The following is an 18,493-nucleotide window of genomic DNA, read 5'->3' on the forward strand; positions in this document are numbered from 1 at the left end:
GGCAAGCACGGCATGTCCTGCCGCTAAAATGTTACGTGCCCCGTTGATATCAGCATTCGCTGTATATCCACATTCAAGGCACTCGAATTGACTTTGTGACTGGCGGTTTTCCTTTGCTGTATGACCACAGCAAGCGCACTTCTGACTGGTGTAGGCAGGGGGTATTGCCAGTACCTGACCTCCTCGCCAGAGCTGCTTGTACTCAAGCTGACGGCGCATTTCATACCAGCCCTGCTCCAGTATTGAGCGGTTTAAACCAGATTTAGCTTTTACGTTCCGTCCATGCCGTTCTGTCGTACCTTTGGCCGATTTAGACATGTTACTGACCTTTAAGTCCTCAATGACAATCATTGCGTGGTTTTTGCTGATTTCGCTGGTGACTTTGTGAAGGTAGTCTTTCCTTATAATAACACGTTAAAAAGGGTTTGAAGAAGGGGAAAAAATAACGCCTGTTTCAACAGGCGTTAAATGGAATTTTCTGTTATTTATGGCTAGTTAATGCCATTTCTGATTTAGCTAACCAAACTGGCTTATTGCTTGTTTTAGACCATACACGATGTAAATAGCTATAAAACTGAGCGCGTTTAGGATGAAAAACCATAACAGGAAATGCCACAATACCTAGCGCTACCGCACCAGTACGACGGGCTAAAACATGTTTTTTAGTGTATTCGTTATAAGCTGGCATAGTGTTCTCCTGCATAAAATGAATTGATGCTGAAATTTTACCTCATTTGATGAAATTTTACTACTGATCAGACCACTTATTTTGTGCGAAAAATCACCTTTATTTTGCTTGTAGTGTAATTAAATTTCACAATAGAAATAAAAATGAAACAAAATTGAAACAAAAACAAAAAAAATATTAACAAAGCAAACTAATACTTTATTGAATTACGGTTATAGTAAATAATTTCGCGAGTGAATGATAAAAAAGAGAAAATCAGAGAATGAGATTTACTGCTAAACAAAATAAGTTTAGCAGTAAACAAGAAATTAGATATTGGCTAACTCTTTAAATAAATTAGGGTTTTTATAAATAGCAATAAGTACTTTCGCTGTAAGCCCTGTCGGATTACGTCTTTTTAATTCCCAACTTTTTACAGTATCGATACTTGTCCCTAATGCATGTGCAAATTCACTTTGTGAAACGTTAAGTTGCTCCCTAATCGCTTTTACATCAGCAACTTCAAACCGAGTCACTTTCGATGCTTTTTTATCGCCATTTTTAATTTCTACGGCTTCTTCTAAAGAGGCTTTTAGATCATTGAAGAAACTCATATCACCGTTCACCTTTAAGTTTTTTTGTTAGTTTTTTTAACTCAATCTTTTCTGAATCAGTTAAACTAATTTTTATTGTTTTTGGATACGCCATAACTAAATAGATAACTTCTTTAGTCGCTAAAAAATAAATAACTCTAGTCCCCCCACTTTTACCTTTGTTACCTACAGCCATTCTTATTTTGCGTAATCCACCTGTTCCTTTAATTAAGTCGCCTTTATCAGGTTTACTGATAAGTTCATTTTGAAGTATTCTTATTTCTTTATCTGTAGCCAATAGTTTGATTTGCTGAGTAAATATTGAGGTTTCAATAAATTCTATAGCATGACTCATTAAGTTCCCTTTCTAATCCATCATTTGAAAGTGTACAATGTACACCATCAAAATTCAAGATTAAATACGAGTTCTCATACTATAAAGAATTTTCTTGAAAAAATTCTTCTATTTCTATTAAGAGGGAATAATTTGAATTAAGACATATTTATTTCTTCACCGCTTTGCCTTTGCCACGTAAGGTTTCAGTTAACCCTTTCAGAAAGTATCTCACCAGTTGATCGCCACAGTTACGGTAGTTTTTATGTCCTGGCTTACGAAATATCGCGCTAAGTTCAGGCTTAGAAACGCGAAAATCCGCTAGTTCATAAATATTAATCATATCCATGTCTTTTAATTCAAAGGCAACACGTAATTTCTTTAAAATAATATTGTTGGTTATCCGTTTTTCGACTTCTGGAGTAGGATATTTTTCATCTTTACCACGACGATAAAAGATAAGCCCATTTAAAAAATGTCCCAAGGCCATATCATCACACTCAACAAAGGCAGGATCATCGTCTTTTTTTAACCACTGATTGACTTGCTCTTTAGTCGCAGTGAAATCCGCCAGTTTCATTATATCAACAATATGACCATCGCTAAGATCTAACATATAACGCACACTGCGTAACACATAATTATTTTGCATTGATTATCCGCTCTTTATTCAATTCTAAATCAATCATCAATGATGGATATCAATGTTGTGATCTAAAAGTTATTATGATTAAAAAAATACACTCCACCTATAGGTAGAGTGTATTCTATTTGGTGATAAATAAATTATACGACTAAGTTATTTAGTTTATTGTTTACTGGCAAAAACATTATTAACAATTTCAATGGCTTCTTTTTCAATTAATTCGCGATGCTCAGAGCCACGGAAGCTTTCACAATAAATTTTGTACGCTTCTTCGGTTCCAGAAGGACGAGCGGCAAACCAACCATAATCGGTCATCACTTTTAAACCACCAATAGCAGCACCATTACCAGATGCGTGAGTTAAACGCGCAGTAATAGGATCACCTGCTAAGGTATTTGCGGTGACCATTTCTGGTGATAATCGTGACAACAACGCTTTTTGCTCATGAGTTGCAGATGCTTGTATACGATTATAGCTTGGAGAGCCAAAACGCTGCGCTAACTCGTTATAATGTTGTTGTGGATCTTTACCTGTTACCGCTTTTATTTCAGCAGCCAGTAAACATAAGATAATACCATCTTTATCTGTTGACCACGGTTTACCATTAAAACGTAAGAATGATGCCCCCGCACTCTCTTCACCACCAAAACCAAACTCGCCACTGAATAGACCTTGCACAAACCATTTGAAGCCGACAGGTACTTCAACAAGTTCACGACCTAAATCAGCCACGACTCGGTCAATCATCGCGCTAGAGACGAGTGTTTTACCCACTTTTACCTCATTTGACCACTGAGGACGATGGCGAAAAAGATAATTAATCGCTGCCGCTAAATAGTGGTTAGGATTCATCAAGCCCGAAGGAGTGACAATACCATGGCGATCGTAATCAGGGTCATTGGCGAAAGCTAAGTCAAATTTATCACGCAGTTGCAATAAACCTTCCATTGCCCAAGGTGATGAGCAATCCATACGGATCACACCATCATGATCTAATGTCATAAAGCGGAAAGTTTGATCCACCTGATCGTTTACCAACTCAAGATCAAGTTCGTAATATTCACCTATGCGTTTCCAGTATTCAATTCCTGAACCACCCAGTGGATCGACACCTAATTTCAAACCCGCTTTTTTAATTGCCTTCATATCAACAACGTCACCTAACGCTTTAACATAAGGCATAATTAAATCTTGCTCGTGGATATAACCACTCGCTAATGCATCATCATAAGAAAGACGTTTAACCCCCAATAAATTATTTTCCAATAATTCATTGGCGCGTTTTTCAATCACAGAGGTTAAATCAGTATCAGCAGGCCCACCATTTGATGGATTGTATTTTATCCCCCCATCTTCTGGAGGATTATGTGATGGTGTAATGACGATACCATCAGCAATGTCTTGGTGCCCTTGATTGTAAGTTAAAATAGAGAAGGAAACGCTAGGCGTTGGGGTATAACCATTATTCTCTTGAATAATCACGTTAACTTTATTTGCAGCAAGCACTTCTAAAACCGAAATAAAAGCAGGCTCAGATAATGCATGGGTATCTTTACCTACATAGCAAGGCCCCGTTACACCATTATTAGCTCGGACTTCAGCAATAGCTTGAGCAATTGCTAGAATATGTGCTTCATTAAAGCTATGACGTTTGGCACTGCCTCGGTGACCCGATGTACCAAATTTCACACGATGAGCATTCTGATTTGCTTGCGGTTTTAGTGAATAATATTGTGCGGTTAATTGCGCTACATTAATCAGATCGCTTTGACGAGTATGTTGCCCAGCTCTTGAATGGATTGCCACAAATCTTCTCCTATTTTACATCACAATCATGCTTTAAACGAAAGCCTTTGCAATGCATCAATTAACAATAGTGTTTAGATAGTTCCACACACTTTATCAATCTCATTGGCAGGGAATTGCATATCCTGCATGATGCTTTGTACCATAGTTCTTTTACGCTCAGTATTTGAGTTGGTAATAACCCAAAATGGCGTACCGGGAATATGGCGAGGTTTTGTATGACGTCCACTGTCGAGCAATGTTTTTTCATCACCGGCAAAATAAATTCGCGTGCGTCCATGTACTGTTTCAGCAGATTGAGTAAAAGTAGCACTATCTAAGCTATATAATGTAGACAGGATCTGTAAAAAACGATCAACTGATTTTGTTTTCTCTGCATAACTATCAGATAACAGCAGTTCACGCATTTCACGGACCGGATTTTTTGCTGGTGCGACAGGCTTAAGATCAGCATCCTGTTTAACGACAGGCGCTTGTACTGACTCAGTGACAACGACTGGCTGTACGGGCTGTTTGGCATCAAGCTTCAATAGACGCCTTAAAATATCTGAAGCGCTTTCACCGATATGTCTAGTTTCGCTAGCGATATAGCGGTAAAGTTCGTCATCAATTTCTATCTTTTTCATTGCTACCCAGTACTATTTTCAAAAAAAAGTGACTAGGATTATAAGATATAATCTTTAAAAACAAAATAGGTAAAATTTCAATAACTTAAAGCGTATTCATTAAAGAATTAATCTTTTTAAACTTTAAGCTGGGTATTTATCCTATTGTTTCTAGCTGTATCATCTTCTATTCTTTGAATTTATTGCCATAGAATAGAGTTGACATCTTCTTCAATGCCCTTTCACATCAGCAATTAAAATAATATAAAACTCTGACTTATCCTTATTGAGCTATATCAAAATTTTATCTTCCCCGTTAAATTTGGAATAATAATCTATATTATTCTATTTTCTCAGAATATAATAAATTAAACTATCTCTTGTTAGATTAACTTTATTTCATATTCCGAAAAAGACAACAAGTTGGCTAATATGATTGCACATGTCATCATAAGGAAAAAATAGACTTAATTTTGGTCATCAATATGAAACTCAATGCATTATTAAACTATCAAATACATCAACCAGAAACAGCAACGATAAACAATTTACCTATTGTGTTGATCCATGGGCTTTTTGGTGATCTCAATAATCTAGGCGTACTAGGTCGCGATCTACGTCAAGACCACACCGTGATACAAATTGATGTGCGCAACCATGGGCATTCTCCTCATAGTGAAAGTATGCACTATCACGATATGGCACAAGATGTATTAGCCCTGCTTGATAGCTTAAATATCGCAAAAGCAATCGTTATAGGTCACTCAATGGGAGGGAAAATTGCAATGGCAATGACCGCTCTCGCACCTCTTCGCCTTGAACGTATCGTAGTTATTGATATGTCTCCTGTTGCTTATAATGTTCGTCGTCATGATAAAATTTTTGCAGCCCTTGAAGCTGTCACTAAAGCTCACGTCACACAACGTACAGAAGCTATTGCTATTATGCGCCCTTTTATTGAGGAAGACGGCGTTATCCAATTCCTGCTTAAATCATTTAAAAAAGGTGAATGGTTATTTAATTTACCCGCAATCAAACAGGCTTACCCCGATATTATTGGTTGGCAAGAGGTGCCTGCTTGGCATCATCCTGTTTTGTTTATACGTGGTGGACTATCCCCATATATTTTAGATGAATATCGCAATAATATTGCTCGCCAATTTCCACAAGCAACCGCCTTTGTTGTCGCCAATACAGGACATTGGGTGCATTCTGAAAAACCAGAAACAGTAATTAAGGCCATTCGTCGCTTCTTAGCCAAAACAGTATAACGTTCCTTTGTTGGTTATAAATCACCAGCAATACTATTTTATAGCGTACAATTATTGCTCTTAAATCTGTCATTGTTGATAAAAAGACCAAATGACAATAGGTTAAACACAGGAAGCAGTAGCGATACGCCGATATGTGGGGTATTATTGGGCGCTTCATATTGAGTCATTGGTATACGCCCTTTCACAGCAAAATTTATGGCAAAAGAACAAACTGATCGCACCACACTGGATTTGTTCGCAAATGAACGCAGACCTGGGCGACCTAAAACAAACCCGCTTTCTCGGGATGAACAGCTTAGAATTAATAAACGAAACCAATTACGACGCGATCGCGTCAATGGATTACGTCGGGTTGAGTTGAAACTAAATGAGGATGCTGTCAATGCGCTTAATGAGCTTGCGAGCGCAAAAAATGTCAGTCGTAGTGAGCTTATTGAAGAAATATTACTAGAACAACTCGCACAAACTTATGCGTTAAAAAAACATCAAAGCTAAAAAAATCAGCAGGAAAATCACACAAATTCGACAGAATTACCCTGCTCTTTTCGTCAAAATAGTGCTTTAGTTTTCAATTATGAAAACATGATGTTTATCTTTTACTGGTAATTGTTCAAAAATACAGACAAAGAGAATAAAAGAGGTTATCTCACTTTATGGCAATCATAGGAATATTCTTCGGCAGTGATACCGGCAACACTGAAAATATTGCCAAAATGCTTCAAGAAAGATTAGGCGCGGATAATGCCGAAGTTCATGATATCGCAAAATCCAGTCAAGAAGACATCGAAGCATTTGATATTCTATTACTAGGTATTCCTACCTGGTATTATGGTGAAGCACAATGCGATTGGGATGACTTTTTCCCAACATTAGAAGATATTGATTTCAACGGTAAACTTGTTGCTCTATTTGGTTGTGGTGACCAAGAAGACTATGCAGAATACTTCTGTGACGCAATGGGAACTATTCGTGATATCATTGAACCTCGTGGCGCAGTCATTGTGGGTCATTGGCCTACTGAAGGTTATCATTTTGAAGCATCTAAAGGTCTTGCTGATGATAATCACTTTATCGGCCTTGCGATTGATGAAGATCGCCAACCAGAATTAACTGAAGAGCGTGTTGACGCTTGGGTTGCTCAGATCAAAGAAGAGATGAGCCTTGACGAAATTCTGGGATAATATAAATTCTTAATATTGAGAATGATAATTATTCAATGGTGTGCTAAGATAGTGTGATAGGTGGGGTGTTTATTTTTTAATATCATGCCTATAATCATTAAGGTTATTAAATACCCTATGTATTAATGAATATATACAGTATTTTGTGAGCACATATTAAATTCACCATTAGCAACAGGATTAAATCCGCATGACCGACAATAATAAAGCGTTAAAAAATGCTGGGTTAAAAGTTACACTTCCTCGCTTAAAGATCTTGGAAGTGCTCCAGGATCCTGAGTGCCATCATGTCAGTGCTGAAGATCTCTATAAAAAACTGATCGATATCGGCGAAGAGATTGGTCTGGCAACAGTCTATCGCGTCTTAAACCAATTTGATGATGCTGGTATTGTTACCCGACATAATTTTGAAGGTGGTAAATCAGTATTTGAATTAACTCAACAACATCACCATGATCACTTAATTTGCCTTGATTGTGGTAAAGTTATCGAGTTTACTGACGATGCTATCGAAGTTCGTCAAAGAAATATCGCTGAACGCCATGGCATCAAACTTTCCAATCATAGCCTGTATTTATATGGTCACTGCGCCGCAGGTAATTGTAAAGAAGATAGCCACGCACATGATGAGAAGTAATCATTCTGGATAATATCTCAGTAAAAAAAGGAACTGCCTGCAGTTCCTTTTTTATTGGTAAAGATTTACTACATTTTGAAATATCATGGGCAGCAACCGTAGCATTCAATCTCGCCTCTAACCAAGCAGGATAGCGTAGTGTAAATACTTTCAGCTTATCTTCTACTTTTAAAAGGTGCGATCTCCTCTTCAGTACAAGTCTCAATAAATTCAGCTAAGGAAATTGCGCCTTCTTTTTGCAACCCTTCAATACTATCAGCAACAAAGTCACAATACCCATTGACATCTAAAAATTGTCCTCGGAATGCACTTATTTCTGATCCATAAACAACAGATGCAAGGTGACCATTTATTATCATGATATTTGTGCTTTTAATCATGTTTTACTCCTATCACACTCTCAAACTATTAAGGATAAAGCGTAATAAATACACTTTATCCTTATTGTTATTTAGAAAATCGTAAATGGCATGATCACATTGAATTTAACGTCTTTTTCATCTTGGAAGATATTACCAAAACCACCTTCATAGCTTGGTATATCGGAATGGTTATCATAACGAGTGTAGTGGAGTTTAAATAACGTACCTTTCGCTCTCCCCTCTTGAACGGTATACATGATGTCGGCATTCCATGCGCTTTCTCTAATGCGTTTACTTTGGTCATAAATAGGGTTACTACTCGGTTTTGCATCCCAAGCATACACATAGGAAGTACCAATCGCCCAGCCCGGTAGATCCCAATTTTTTAGATCATACATCACTCCCGCATATAATGCTTTTTCACCATTGGCGTTAAAATCAGAACGACCATCCCACCAGATATCTAAACGACCATTCGAGGTTGCCCATCCCGGCGTCATACGTTGTAAAAAGTAACCTTGGTTACCTTCTGCTTTAACCCAAGTACCTTCAACTTTAAAATCAAATACATTGTAGGTATAGCCTAAAGTGAATGCTTGTAACCATGCCAAACCATCATAAACATCGTTAATTCCCCCTCCGGTGACTTTATCTTTTGCACCGTAGAATTGATAAGAGGTTTTTAATGTATTATTTGCGATAGGGAAATCGTAAGAAACTTTGCCAAAATATTGATCAATATAACCATCAGCTTGGCCAAATGCGGCTTCTAATACTAAGCTATTTTTAAAATCATATTTGGCACCAAAAGAGTGTAAATAACTGATATTTGTCTCTAAGTCTGCCTTACGGAAATTGTACATATTCCGATACCACGGCGCTTTATATTCATCAGTCCACATATATGAGAAAGAGAGTTCACCATTTTTATCGAAATCAAATACAGCGCCCGCTTCTGCACCGCGATAAGTACCGGGTAAGAAACTCCAATGAGGACGTAATAATGTTTGCCCTTTAGGTTGAATATATCCACCTTGAGCCCAGAAATGGCCTAATTTAAATTTAGCAGCAGCTTTATAAATACTCACGCCACTGCGATCACCTGTCCATTTTTCATCCCAGCGACTTTTTGCATCACTAAATCCTATTTCATTAGGTGCAGCTGGCCCACTGTTGTTAAGTTCAACAGCACCAAAAGCAGCTAAATCAATACCAAAAAAATCACCCAGATAACCAGAAGAAAAATCAAGATTAGCGTTAAAGGTAGAGTGGTGTAAATTGGCTTTATATTTGCCGTAATCAGGACTGTTTGGTGTTAACTCTTTTCTATCACGGTCACGTTGCCAGTAATAGATCCCCCCTGTCAGGGTTGAGTCATCAATAAATCCTTCAGCATAAGACATTTTCGCAGGTAGTGCAGTTACAAGCAATGCGCCCATAACGGCAAGTGCCACCCTGCCTGGTTTAGCATGTTGCATAACCATAGCATTGTTTCCTCTTTGACTTTGACTAAAAAAGAAATAAGCACCAACGCCTATTTCCAAATATAAAACCCCAAATGGGGAAAAAACCTAAAATTAGGTTAACAACAGCTTATTTTTCGCGACGCGAATTATCAACCTAAAAAAAAGAATTTTTATCAAAATATGACCAAGGGCACATTACTTAATTACAGTTTCATATTTTTTCTTTAGTCAATGAGGGACAAGTAGAACGTAAATATTTTTTAATATATTGATATTAAAAAAGAAAATTATCACACCTAATATGATAATGTTTCGTTTTTATAGAAAAGAATTATTAGTCGTATTAATTAATAAACTTTTTTAGAAAAGAAAAATATGTGTCATGGTTCACATTTTTATTATTATAGACAAATTCAATATAATCATATGAAATAAAAGAAGAAGATGATGACAAAAGTTAATAATCTAACACAACGTAAATAAGAATTGATACAAATAATAGCTATAGAAACTCACATTACAAAATAAAAAATAATAATTATTGGTCGATAAAAACAAACTTATTTGATAAATAAAAAATGCTCGATAAATTATTATCGAGCATTTTATTAAGATGTGAGTTTAATGATATTACACGCCACTAAAACAGAGCGTATTAACCTTGTTTCGAAATCTTCGCCCAAGTATCACGTAAACCAACAGTACGGTTAAAGACCAGTTTATCCGCTGTCGAAAGCTTATCAGCACAGAAGTAACCTTCACGCTCAAATTGATACGCTTTTTCAATAGCCGCATCTTTTAAGCTTGCTTCCACAAAACCTTGACGGATCACTAATGATTCAGGGTTAATGGTTGATAAGAAATCCTCTTCAGCACCAGGATTCGGTACGCTAAATAAACGATCATAAAGACGAATTTCTGCTGGAATAGCATGTGGAATGCTGACCCAGTGGATCACCCCTTTTACTTTACGACCATCAGCCGGATCTTTATTTAACGTCTGTGGATCGTAAGTACAATAAATGGTGGTTATTTCACCTTGTTCATCTTTTTCAACTCGTTCTGCTTTAATGACATAAGCATTACGCAGACGGACTTCTTTACCTAATACCAGACGTTTATATTGACGATTGGCTTCTTCTTTAAAATCTGCACGATCAATATAAATTTCACGGCTAAATGGTACTTCACGAGTTCCCATTTCTGGTTTATTTGGGTGATTTGGCGCAGTTAAAATCTCTTCACCTTCTGGCATATTTTCAATCACTAAACGTACCGGATCGATAACAGCCATCGCACGAGGTGCATTTTCGTTTAAATCATCACGAATACAAGCTTCTAATGATGCCATTTCCACGTTGTTATCTTGTTTGGTCACACCAATACGTTGACAGAATTCGCGGATTGACTCAGCCGTATAGCCACGACGACGTAAGCCAGAAATTGTCGGCATACGCGGATCATCCCAACCATCAACAATATTTTCTGTCACAAGCTGATTTAGCTTGCGCTTAGACATGACGGTATATTCAAGATTAAGACGTGAGAACTCATATTGACGAGGGTGGCAAGGAATAGTGATATTATCCAACACCCAATCATATAAACGACGGTTATCTTGGAATTCCAAAGTACATAAAGAATGTGTGATATTTTCCAATGCATCAGAAATACAATGGGTAAAATCATACATTGGATAAATGCACCATTTGTTACCTGTTTGATGGTGTTCAGCGAATTTGATCCGGTAAAGAACAGGATCACGCATGACAATAAATGGTGATGCCATGTCAATTTTCGCACGTAGGCACGCTTTCCCCTCTTCAAAGCCACCCGCACGCATTTTTTCAAATAGCGCTAAGTTTTCTTCTACACTACGAGAGCGATAAGGGCTATTTTTTCCTGGCTCTTTGAGTGTGCCACGATATTCACGAATTTCTTCAGCACTCAACTCATCAACATAAGCCAAGCCTTTGTTAATCAGCTCAATCGCATATTGATACAGTTGATCAAAATAGTCAGAGGAGTAATGAACGTTACCATCCCATTGGAAACCTAACCACTGAACGTCTTTTTGAATCGAGTTGATATATTCAACATCTTCTTTTACTGGATTCGTATCATCAAAACGTAAATTACATTTACCTTGATAATCTTGTGCAATACCAAAATTTAAGCAAATTGATTTTGCATGGCCAATATGAAGATAGCCATTAGGTTCAGGAGGGAAACGGGTATGGACACTATTATGTTTCCCGGTAGCCAGATCTTCGTCAATAATTTGACGAATAAAGTTCGTTGGGCGGGCATCTGCCTCATTCATGGTCATTTTTTCCTCAAAGCAAAACGCATATTGACCTACTATAATCCAATAAGCAGACTTAAATCAAGCTATTGTTTTAAAATCAATTATTTACAATTTAACCATGATATAATTAATAAGAAAAAACACGTCAAAACATGACAATACCAGACAAATAAATCAATATATTACAAGTTTTAGTGAGTGTGTTTTCTGTTAAATTCTCCCACCCTGCTATACTCTCCAAAAACTAACCGGATCCGTTATGAACCTCGCAAACTTATCTCAAGAAGAAAAAGACAAAATCAATGTCGATTTGGCTACTTCAGGTGTCGCATATAAAGAACGGCTCAACATGCCAATTGTTGCGTCCAAAGTTGAACGACAACAACCAGCACATTTATGAATGTATTTTAATAAAGGGTTAGTGTTTTATAGTGAAAAAAATAAGAAGTTGCTACATGGGAATTCTGCACCATATCTGAAAGAGCTAAGCAATTTGATTTATATTAAAACTCAAGTTTTGACTAATAACCTTCTCATATATATATCATCAATCATTGATATAACACATTGAACAACAATAACAAGATCGATTTTAACGATCATTTCACCAACCATTAATAGGTCGTAACTATCAAAATCAACGCCATCGATCGAAAAAACCATCTTTACTTAAGTGATATTTGAAATAATAATTTCAATTATTTATTTTTATATTTGCTACATCACCATTAAAAAACTTAATATCTTTATTATTTATATAATCTACAAATATAAACCTCACTATAAACTCTATTTAATAGGATTATATATATTTTATTATTCAATAATACTTTTCATTTTTTTGAAAAACAAAAAATAACTTAACTTTAATTTAAAATAGGAATCATAAATATATGAAAAGAAAAGTTATAGCACTAGCTACTATTCTTTCTGCTGCATTTGCTGGCTCATCTATGGCGTATGACGGAACAATTACATTTACAGGTAAAGTTGTTGCGCAAACCTGCTCTGTCAATACAAATGATAAGAATTTAGCGGTAACATTACCTACAGTATCCACCACTACATTAAATGAAAATGCGGCTACTGCAGGTCTTACTCCATTTACTATTCATTTAACTGGTTGCGCTGTTGGTATGGATGGTGCACAAAGTGTCAAAACATATTTTGAACCTTCAAGTGACATTGATGTAACCACACACAACTTAAAAAATACTGCACAAACTAAAGCTGATAATGTTCAAGTTCAATTACTTAACTCAGATGCAGCAACAACAATCCAGTTAGGTACTGATTCTGCAACACAAGATGTCCATCCAGTACAAATCGACAATGCTAATGTAAACCTCCCATATTTTGCTCAATATTATGCAACCGGACAATCTACCGCTGGGAATGTAAAAGCAACCGTTCATTACACCATTGCCTATGAGTAAGGTTTATTGGATTGCTTTTATTTTACGGGGCAGAAAAAACTGCCCCATTTCCTTCTAGAGGTATTATGTTAAAGTTCATTCTTATTTTCTTGACTCTGTTTGTATCCACAGTGGCTCAAGCCAGTGTGGTTATTATGGGGACCCGCGTTGTTTATCCCGCAACGCAAAAAAGCATTAATGTTCAATTAAATAATAACGATGAATCCCCCGCATTAATTCAGTCTTGGTTAGATACCGGAAACGCAGCTGCAGCACCAGATTCAATTCACGTTCCTTTTATCATTACTCCTCCCATATTTCGTATGGAGCCGAAATCAGGGCAAACCATCCGGATTGTCTATACCGGTGAATCATTACCACAAGATAGAGAGTCTCTTTTCTATCTAAATGTCTTAGACATTCCAGCAAAACCTAAAGTGGAAGAAAATTCGGAAAACTCAGAGGGAAATAACAATTACTTACAATTAGCCGTTCGTAGTCGCATTAAGTTTTTCTTTCGCCCTGATAATCTCAACGTAACGCCTGATGATGCTTACCAAAAAGTGACTTGGCATCAGGAAGGAGCACTACGCATTAAAGCGATTAACCCAACACCTTATTACATCACTTACAACAAAATCTCAGTGGGTCAGGATAAACAGCTAACGCCTGTTGAACAAAGTGGGATGATAGCTCCTTTTTCTTCAAAAATATTTTCACTTAAAGAGAAGCCAATATTAACAAATAAAGTCACTTGGGTTGTTGTTAATGATTATGGTGGATACCAACAAGGTGAATCTACTTTGGAATAAGGTAATATAATGAATTTTAATAACCAATTACACCTCATTTCCTATCGTTATTCTCTTCCGTTTTGTGTCGCTTTAGGGATTGGGGTGATAACAACTTCTTCATTCGCTGCTGAAGAAGCTGAATTTGATCCTAGCTTTTTGCATTCAGTGCAAGGAAAGAATGCGATTGATATACGTCGCTTTAATTATGGCAACCCTATTCCTGAGGGCAAGTATTACGCTGATATCTATCTCAATAATGAATGGAAAGGAAAAGCTAATGTACAGTATTTATATACTGACAATGCGAATACGTCGACGTTATGTCTAACGCCGGAATTACTTTCATTAATTGATGTCGTCAAAGGCACTGTTCCTGAAAACAGTTATAAAGCCACTTGTTATCCCGCCTCAGAAGGACTCCCCTCAGCAAAATTTCATTTTGATTTATCCACTTTAAAGCTGAATATAGAAATTCCTCAGGCACAAGTGAATACTCGACCTCGAGGATATATTGCCCCTGCACAGTGGCAAAGTGGAGTCCCTGCCGCATTTGTCAACTATGATGTTAACTATTATCAATACAATACTCCGGATATAAATAATGAGCAGACTTACCTTGGGTTAAAAGCGGGACTCAATTTATGGGGATGGGCTTTTCGTCACCGTGGTGGTGAAAGCTGGAATAATGGTCATTCTACTGGGTATCAGAATATCGAAACAAATGTGACGCATGATATTGCTCAGTTACGGGCACAATTCACATTAGGTGATTTTTATACGAATGGCGAGTTAATGGATAGCCTTAGCTTACGGGGAATTCGATTAGCATCGGATGAACGAATGTTACCCAACTCTTTACGTGGCTACGCTCCGATCGTGCGAGGCATTGCTAATAGTAATGCTAAAGTTACGATTTATCAAAATGCTCACATCCTTTATGAAACAACTGTGCCTGCTGGCCCCTTTGTCATTAATGATTTGTATCCCAGTGGATATGCTGGCGACCTTCTTGTGCAAATAACCGAATCTAATGGACAAACAAGAACATTTACGGTTCCTTTTGCTTCTGTTGCCCAACTTATTCGTCCCGGATTTAGCCGTTGGCAAATGTCAGTGGGACGCTATCGTTATGCAAATGAGACATATCATGATTTAATTGCACAAGGCACATATCAATATGGTTTGACAAATGATATCACTTTAAATAGTGGACTGACCACAAGCTCAAAATATACCGCAGGATTGGCTGGTGTTGCTTTTAACACGCCGATTGGGGCAATTGCATCTGACATTACATTGTCCAGAACAACATTTAATCACTCTAACGTAACGCGTAAAGGCTACAGTTTACATACTAGCTATAGCGTCAATATTCCGACCACGAGTACAAATATCACGTTAGCAGCCTATCGTTATTCATCTAAAGATTTTTACCATTTGAAAGATGCGCTATTGGCTAATCACAGTGAATTTATTGATGATGTTTCCATAAAAAGTGCCGCATTTTATCGCCCTAAAAATCAATTCCAAGTTTCAATTAATCAAGAATTAGGTGAAAAATGGGGAAATATATTTTTAACTGGTACCACTTATAATTACTGGGAGCATAAAGGAAGTCGTAATGAGTATCAGATGGGATATAGCCATTTTTGGAAAAAACTTGGTTATCAGATTGGCTTTTCTCAATCACGAGATAATGAGCAACAACGCCGAGATGACAGATTTTATGTGAACTTTACGCTTCCTTTGGGAGAGCGTGTTCAAAGCCCCATTTTTTCTACTGTCTTAAATTATAATAAAGGCGAGAAAAACAGCATTCAAACATCCATCAGCGGTATCGCTGGGGAAGATAATCAATTCTCTTATGGTATTTCAGGTAATAGTCAGGAAAGTGGACCTTCCGGCTATGCGATGAATGGAGGCTATCGTTCACCTTATGTAAATGTAACCGCAACCGTCGGGCAAGATACTCAACATAATCGTCAAATGTCATTGGGTGCGTCGGGGGCCGTTGTCGTACATCCTTATGGAGTGACGTTAAGTAATGATTTAAGTGATACTTTTACCATTATCCATGCAAAAGGAGCACAAGGTGCGGTCATTAATAATGCACCAGGTAGCCGATTAGATTTTTGGGGAAATGGTATTGTGCCTTATGTCACGCCTTATGAAAAAAATCAAATTAGCATCGACCCCACTAATTTGGATTTGAATGTTGAGTTATCAGCAACAGAACAAGAAATCATTCCTCGCGCTAATAGTGCCACGTTAGTGACATTTAATACTCAAACAGGGAGAAGCCTACTATTTGATATTCGAATGCCAGATGGTAGTACTCCTCCAATGGCTTCCGAGGTTTTGGATGAGCATAAGCAGTTAGTCGGATATGTGGCTCAAGCTGGACGCTTATTTACCCGCGGTCTTCCTAAACAAGGTCAACTTGATGTGATATGGGGACCAAATCATGACGATAAATGCTCATTTACATATCATGCGACACGCAATGAAACTGACATGCGACCTCAAACCATTCCTGTTCAGTGTATACCGCACTCTAATTAGGAACAAACCATGAAAAGAATCTTTGTCATATTATTTCTTTTAACTCTATTCCCTAGTCTAGCTGTTGCTGGTGCAGATGACTACGTACCGTCTCCAATAACAATCAACACATCTACCCTCCCTGTTGTTGTTATTGGTCCTGCTGATGCCCATACTTACCCACGAGTGATAGGGGAACTCACCGGAACAAGTAATCAATATATATTTAACGGCGGTAGTTTAATAGCATTAATGCGTGGAAAATTTACTCCTACATTACCTAAAATAGGCAAAATCACATATAACTTTCGCCAAGGAAATAACACTCAATCTTCCGATTTCGATATATTTGATACTGGAGTTCCAGGGCTAGGTATTATTATTGGTATGGCGGGCTATTGGCCTGCAACGCCATTGGTTCCCATAAACAGCTCAAGTATATATATTGATCCTGTTGCCGCCAATACAAATCCAAATGCTTATAATGGTGCAACTGGAAGTTTTGGTGCTCGTTTATATGTTGCTTTTGTCGCAACAGGACGATTACCTAATGGGTATGTAACGATACCAACCAAACAACTGGGCCATATTTTATTGGAATCTAATCGGGCAAGTTTGAATAATAAAAGATTAACAGCTCCTGTTATGTTAAATGGAGGGCGCATCCAAGTGCAAAGCCAAACATGCTCGATGAATCAAAAGAATTATGTTGTTCCATTAAATACTGTCTATCAATCCCAGTTCACGTCTTTGTATAAAGAAGTGCAAGGAGGGGAAGTTAATATACAACTTCAATGCCAAGACGGTATTGATGTTTATGCTACATTAAATGATGCGACCCAACATGGGAATCGTTCTGATATATTAACATTAGCAACGGATTCTACGGCAAAAGGCGTTGGGCTAAGATTATATAAAAATAATGAAGTAACTGCGATTAGTTATGGTTCAGACACTCCTAACAAAGGAAATCAAAATCAATGGCATTTTTCAAATTATAGAGGAGAGATAAATCCACGTATAAAATTAAAAGCTAATTATATAAAAACAGAAAATACTATTACGCCAGGAAGTGTAAAAGCAGTAGCAACGATTACTTTTTCATATCAATAAAAATTAATTGAGTTTTATAAGTAGAGTAAAATGCTTTTATAACAAATGCTTTTTACTCTGTTAAACTTAAAAATCTGTTTATTGTTGGAGAATGAAGTTCATGAGTACAATTAATTCCATTATTGCTTATAGAATAATGCAAAAAAGAAAAGAATTAGGGATGACAGGGAGGGAAATAGCCCATTCATTGGAAATAAGTCAACAGCACTATTCACGTATAGAGAATGGACATACCAAAATAACAGTAGAACATTTATTCTCTATCGCGTTTATTTTAGGTGTCAAACCTAAAGAACTATTGCCTAATTATAAATTTTCAAATGAAAAAGAAATGATTAAAGCAAAACAATCATTATCAGCAGAAAGCATTATGCCAATAAAGAAAAGCGACATGTATCCCACATAAATATAGACAGGTATTCATTTTATTAAAAATAATGTGAACCATTAAGGACATAAAAGGGAATACGTTGCTCTACATGATGTTGCCGATGAGCATCACGTATTTGTTCGCTCACAAAAATCTGTTTTCCCCGAAAACGTATCCCCGTATTGCGCTTGGCCCAATCAATAGGATCATCCTGATAAGACGCATTCACAAACTGACTTGTTGCACAGACTAAAGGCAAACTATATGGAGTCTCTACACTCCCCTCCCGTAATAACAATGCCATTGATTTTCCTCGGGTAAAAGGCAAATAGTCCGTATTAAAGACCCGTGCTCCATCTTCACTGTACAGTGATAACCCCC

18 protein-coding genes and 3 pseudogenes are annotated in these 18,493 nt (G+C 37.1%); 10 read left to right on the forward strand and 11 right to left on the reverse strand.

Annotation, left to right across the window (positions count from 1 at the left end):
• The 7 genes and pseudogenes from AACQ49_RS05740 to seqA all read right to left on the reverse strand — a co-directional run.
• Nucleotides 1-405 (reverse strand): annotated as a pseudogene (locus AACQ49_RS05740) (RNA-guided endonuclease InsQ/TnpB family protein); the annotation flags it as partial.
• Nucleotides 406-481: 76 nt separating this feature from the next.
• Nucleotides 482-688 carry a YbfA family protein gene (locus AACQ49_RS05745; RefSeq protein ID WP_004247539.1) on the reverse strand — a complete coding sequence of 69 codons (207 nt, stop codon included), beginning with the start codon at nt 686-688 and terminating at the stop codon, nt 482-484.
• Between the two features lie 308 nt (nt 689-996).
• The gene (nadS, locus tag AACQ49_RS05750; RefSeq protein WP_004247538.1) at nt 997-1,281 is read right to left on the reverse strand and encodes a NadS family protein; all 285 of its coding nucleotides are present in this window, start codon (nt 1,279-1,281) and stop codon (nt 997-999) included.
• Between the two features lies 1 nt (nt 1,282).
• Entirely contained in the window at nt 1,283-1,615 is a 333-nt protein-coding gene (locus AACQ49_RS05755) for a type II toxin-antitoxin system RelE/ParE family toxin (RefSeq protein ID WP_004247537.1), read from the reverse strand.
• Nucleotides 1,616-1,763: 148 nt separating this feature from the next.
• Nucleotides 1,764-2,246, reverse strand: coding sequence for a YehS family protein (locus tag AACQ49_RS05760; RefSeq protein WP_012367657.1), 483 nt, complete (start codon nt 2,244-2,246; stop codon nt 1,764-1,766).
• Between the two features lie 156 nt (nt 2,247-2,402).
• The gene (gene pgm / locus AACQ49_RS05765; RefSeq protein ID WP_036919970.1) at nt 2,403-4,046 is read right to left on the reverse strand and encodes a phosphoglucomutase (alpha-D-glucose-1,6-bisphosphate-dependent); all 1,644 of its coding nucleotides are present in this window, start codon (nt 4,044-4,046) and stop codon (nt 2,403-2,405) included.
• A 74-nt stretch (nt 4,047-4,120) separates the two neighbouring features.
• Nucleotides 4,121-4,672: a replication initiation negative regulator SeqA gene (gene seqA, locus AACQ49_RS05770; protein WP_004244392.1), complete on the reverse strand. Its 552-nt coding sequence runs from the start codon at nt 4,670-4,672 to the stop codon at nt 4,121-4,123.
• Nucleotides 4,673-5,136: 464 nt separating this feature from the next.
• Here seqA and ybfF point away from each other — a divergent pair, with 464 nt between their 5' ends.
• From ybfF to fur, 4 genes are all read left to right on the forward strand, one after another.
• Nucleotides 5,137-5,922: an esterase gene (gene ybfF, locus AACQ49_RS05775; protein WP_049236266.1), complete on the forward strand. Its 786-nt coding sequence runs from the start codon at nt 5,137-5,139 to the stop codon at nt 5,920-5,922.
• A 198-nt stretch (nt 5,923-6,120) separates the two neighbouring features.
• Nucleotides 6,121-6,420, forward strand: coding sequence for a LexA regulated protein (gene ybfE / locus AACQ49_RS05780; RefSeq protein WP_004244385.1), 300 nt, complete (start codon nt 6,121-6,123; stop codon nt 6,418-6,420).
• 158 nt (nt 6,421-6,578) lie between these two features.
• Nucleotides 6,579-7,106: a flavodoxin FldA gene (fldA, locus tag AACQ49_RS05785; RefSeq protein WP_004244384.1), complete on the forward strand. Its 528-nt coding sequence runs from the start codon at nt 6,579-6,581 to the stop codon at nt 7,104-7,106.
• 190 nt (nt 7,107-7,296) lie between these two features.
• Nucleotides 7,297-7,743: a ferric iron uptake transcriptional regulator gene (gene fur, locus AACQ49_RS05790; protein WP_004244382.1), complete on the forward strand. Its 447-nt coding sequence runs from the start codon at nt 7,297-7,299 to the stop codon at nt 7,741-7,743.
• A 155-nt stretch (nt 7,744-7,898) separates the two neighbouring features.
• On the opposite strand, the gene AACQ49_RS05795 is transcribed toward fur, so the two are convergent.
• The 3 genes from AACQ49_RS05795 to glnS form a co-directional block, all read right to left on the reverse strand.
• Complete coding sequence (locus AACQ49_RS05795) at nt 7,899-8,123, reverse strand: type II toxin-antitoxin system HicB family antitoxin (RefSeq protein WP_053089892.1); 225 nt, start codon at nt 8,121-8,123, stop codon at nt 7,899-7,901.
• A 71-nt stretch (nt 8,124-8,194) separates the two neighbouring features.
• Nucleotides 8,195-9,589, reverse strand: coding sequence for a chitoporin ChiP (chiP, locus tag AACQ49_RS05800; RefSeq protein ID WP_004247531.1), 1,395 nt, complete (start codon nt 9,587-9,589; stop codon nt 8,195-8,197).
• Nucleotides 9,590-10,226: 637 nt separating this feature from the next.
• On the reverse strand, nt 10,227-11,894 hold the full coding sequence (gene glnS / locus AACQ49_RS05805; RefSeq protein WP_012367653.1) for a glutamine--tRNA ligase: 1,668 nt from the start codon (nt 11,892-11,894) through the stop codon (nt 10,227-10,229).
• Between the two features lie 244 nt (nt 11,895-12,138).
• Between glnS and AACQ49_RS05810 the strand changes: the two are divergent.
• From AACQ49_RS05810 to AACQ49_RS05835, 6 genes and pseudogenes are all read left to right on the forward strand, one after another.
• A pseudogene (locus AACQ49_RS05810) lies at nt 12,139-12,276 on the forward strand (DNA polymerase III subunit theta); the annotation flags it as partial.
• A 496-nt stretch (nt 12,277-12,772) separates the two neighbouring features.
• Nucleotides 12,773-13,315 carry a uroepithelial cell adherence major pilin UcaA gene (gene ucaA, locus AACQ49_RS05815; RefSeq protein WP_161778816.1) on the forward strand — a complete coding sequence of 181 codons (543 nt, stop codon included), beginning with the start codon at nt 12,773-12,775 and terminating at the stop codon, nt 13,313-13,315.
• Nucleotides 13,316-13,380: 65 nt separating this feature from the next.
• On the forward strand, nt 13,381-14,106 hold the full coding sequence (locus AACQ49_RS05820) for a fimbrial biogenesis chaperone (RefSeq protein ID WP_026090491.1): 726 nt from the start codon (nt 13,381-13,383) through the stop codon (nt 14,104-14,106).
• 9 nt (nt 14,107-14,115) lie between these two features.
• Nucleotides 14,116-16,650 carry a fimbria/pilus outer membrane usher protein gene (locus tag AACQ49_RS05825; protein WP_004247001.1) on the forward strand — a complete coding sequence of 845 codons (2,535 nt, stop codon included), beginning with the start codon at nt 14,116-14,118 and terminating at the stop codon, nt 16,648-16,650.
• Between the two features lie 9 nt (nt 16,651-16,659).
• Nucleotides 16,660-17,742, forward strand: a complete 1,083-nt coding sequence (locus tag AACQ49_RS05830; protein ID WP_017628485.1) for a fimbrial protein — start codon at nt 16,660-16,662, stop codon at nt 17,740-17,742.
• A gap of 100 nt (nt 17,743-17,842) precedes the next feature.
• Nucleotides 17,843-18,148 (forward strand): helix-turn-helix domain-containing protein, encoded by a 306-nt coding sequence (locus AACQ49_RS05835; protein ID WP_012367647.1) that lies wholly within the window; start codon nt 17,843-17,845, stop codon nt 18,146-18,148.
• Nucleotides 18,149-18,170: 22 nt separating this feature from the next.
• Here AACQ49_RS05835 and AACQ49_RS05840 read toward each other — a convergent pair.
• Nucleotides 18,171-18,493: pseudogene (locus AACQ49_RS05840) on the reverse strand (hypothetical protein); the annotation flags it as partial.

Source organism: Proteus sp. G2675 (genome assembly GCF_963886535.1).
Classification (GTDB): Bacteria; Pseudomonadota; Gammaproteobacteria; order Enterobacterales; family Enterobacteriaceae; genus Proteus; species Proteus mirabilis.

Coding starts and splice junctions, on each gene's coding strand:
- nadS (WP_004247538.1), bottom strand. CDS start 1,281: ATGAGTTTCTTCAATGATCTAAAAGCCTCTTTAGAAGAAGCCGTAGAA.
- ucaA (WP_161778816.1), top strand. CDS start 12,773: ATGAAAAGAAAAGTTATAGCACTAGCTACTATTCTTTCTGCTGCATTT.
- fldA (WP_004244384.1), top strand. CDS start 6,579: ATGGCAATCATAGGAATATTCTTCGGCAGTGATACCGGCAACACTGAA.
- AACQ49_RS05755 (WP_004247537.1), bottom strand. CDS start 1,615: ATGAGTCATGCTATAGAATTTATTGAAACCTCAATATTTACTCAGCAA.
- chiP (WP_004247531.1), bottom strand. CDS start 9,589: ATGGTTATGCAACATGCTAAACCAGGCAGGGTGGCACTTGCCGTTATG.
- AACQ49_RS05820 (WP_026090491.1), top strand. CDS start 13,381: ATGTTAAAGTTCATTCTTATTTTCTTGACTCTGTTTGTATCCACAGTG.
- AACQ49_RS05830 (WP_017628485.1), top strand. CDS start 16,660: ATGAAAAGAATCTTTGTCATATTATTTCTTTTAACTCTATTCCCTAGT.
- AACQ49_RS05760 (WP_012367657.1), bottom strand. CDS start 2,246: ATGCAAAATAATTATGTGTTACGCAGTGTGCGTTATATGTTAGATCTT.
- fur (WP_004244382.1), top strand. CDS start 7,297: ATGACCGACAATAATAAAGCGTTAAAAAATGCTGGGTTAAAAGTTACA.
- AACQ49_RS05745 (WP_004247539.1), bottom strand. CDS start 688: ATGCCAGCTTATAACGAATACACTAAAAAACATGTTTTAGCCCGTCGT.
- AACQ49_RS05795 (WP_053089892.1), bottom strand. CDS start 8,123: ATGATTAAAAGCACAAATATCATGATAATAAATGGTCACCTTGCATCT.
- seqA (WP_004244392.1), bottom strand. CDS start 4,672: ATGAAAAAGATAGAAATTGATGACGAACTTTACCGCTATATCGCTAGC.
- ybfE (WP_004244385.1), top strand. CDS start 6,121: ATGGCAAAAGAACAAACTGATCGCACCACACTGGATTTGTTCGCAAAT.
- AACQ49_RS05835 (WP_012367647.1), top strand. CDS start 17,843: ATGAGTACAATTAATTCCATTATTGCTTATAGAATAATGCAAAAAAGA.
- AACQ49_RS05825 (WP_004247001.1), top strand. CDS start 14,116: ATGAATTTTAATAACCAATTACACCTCATTTCCTATCGTTATTCTCTT.
- glnS (WP_012367653.1), bottom strand. CDS start 11,894: ATGAATGAGGCAGATGCCCGCCCAACGAACTTTATTCGTCAAATTATT.
- ybfF (WP_049236266.1), top strand. CDS start 5,137: ATGAAACTCAATGCATTATTAAACTATCAAATACATCAACCAGAAACA.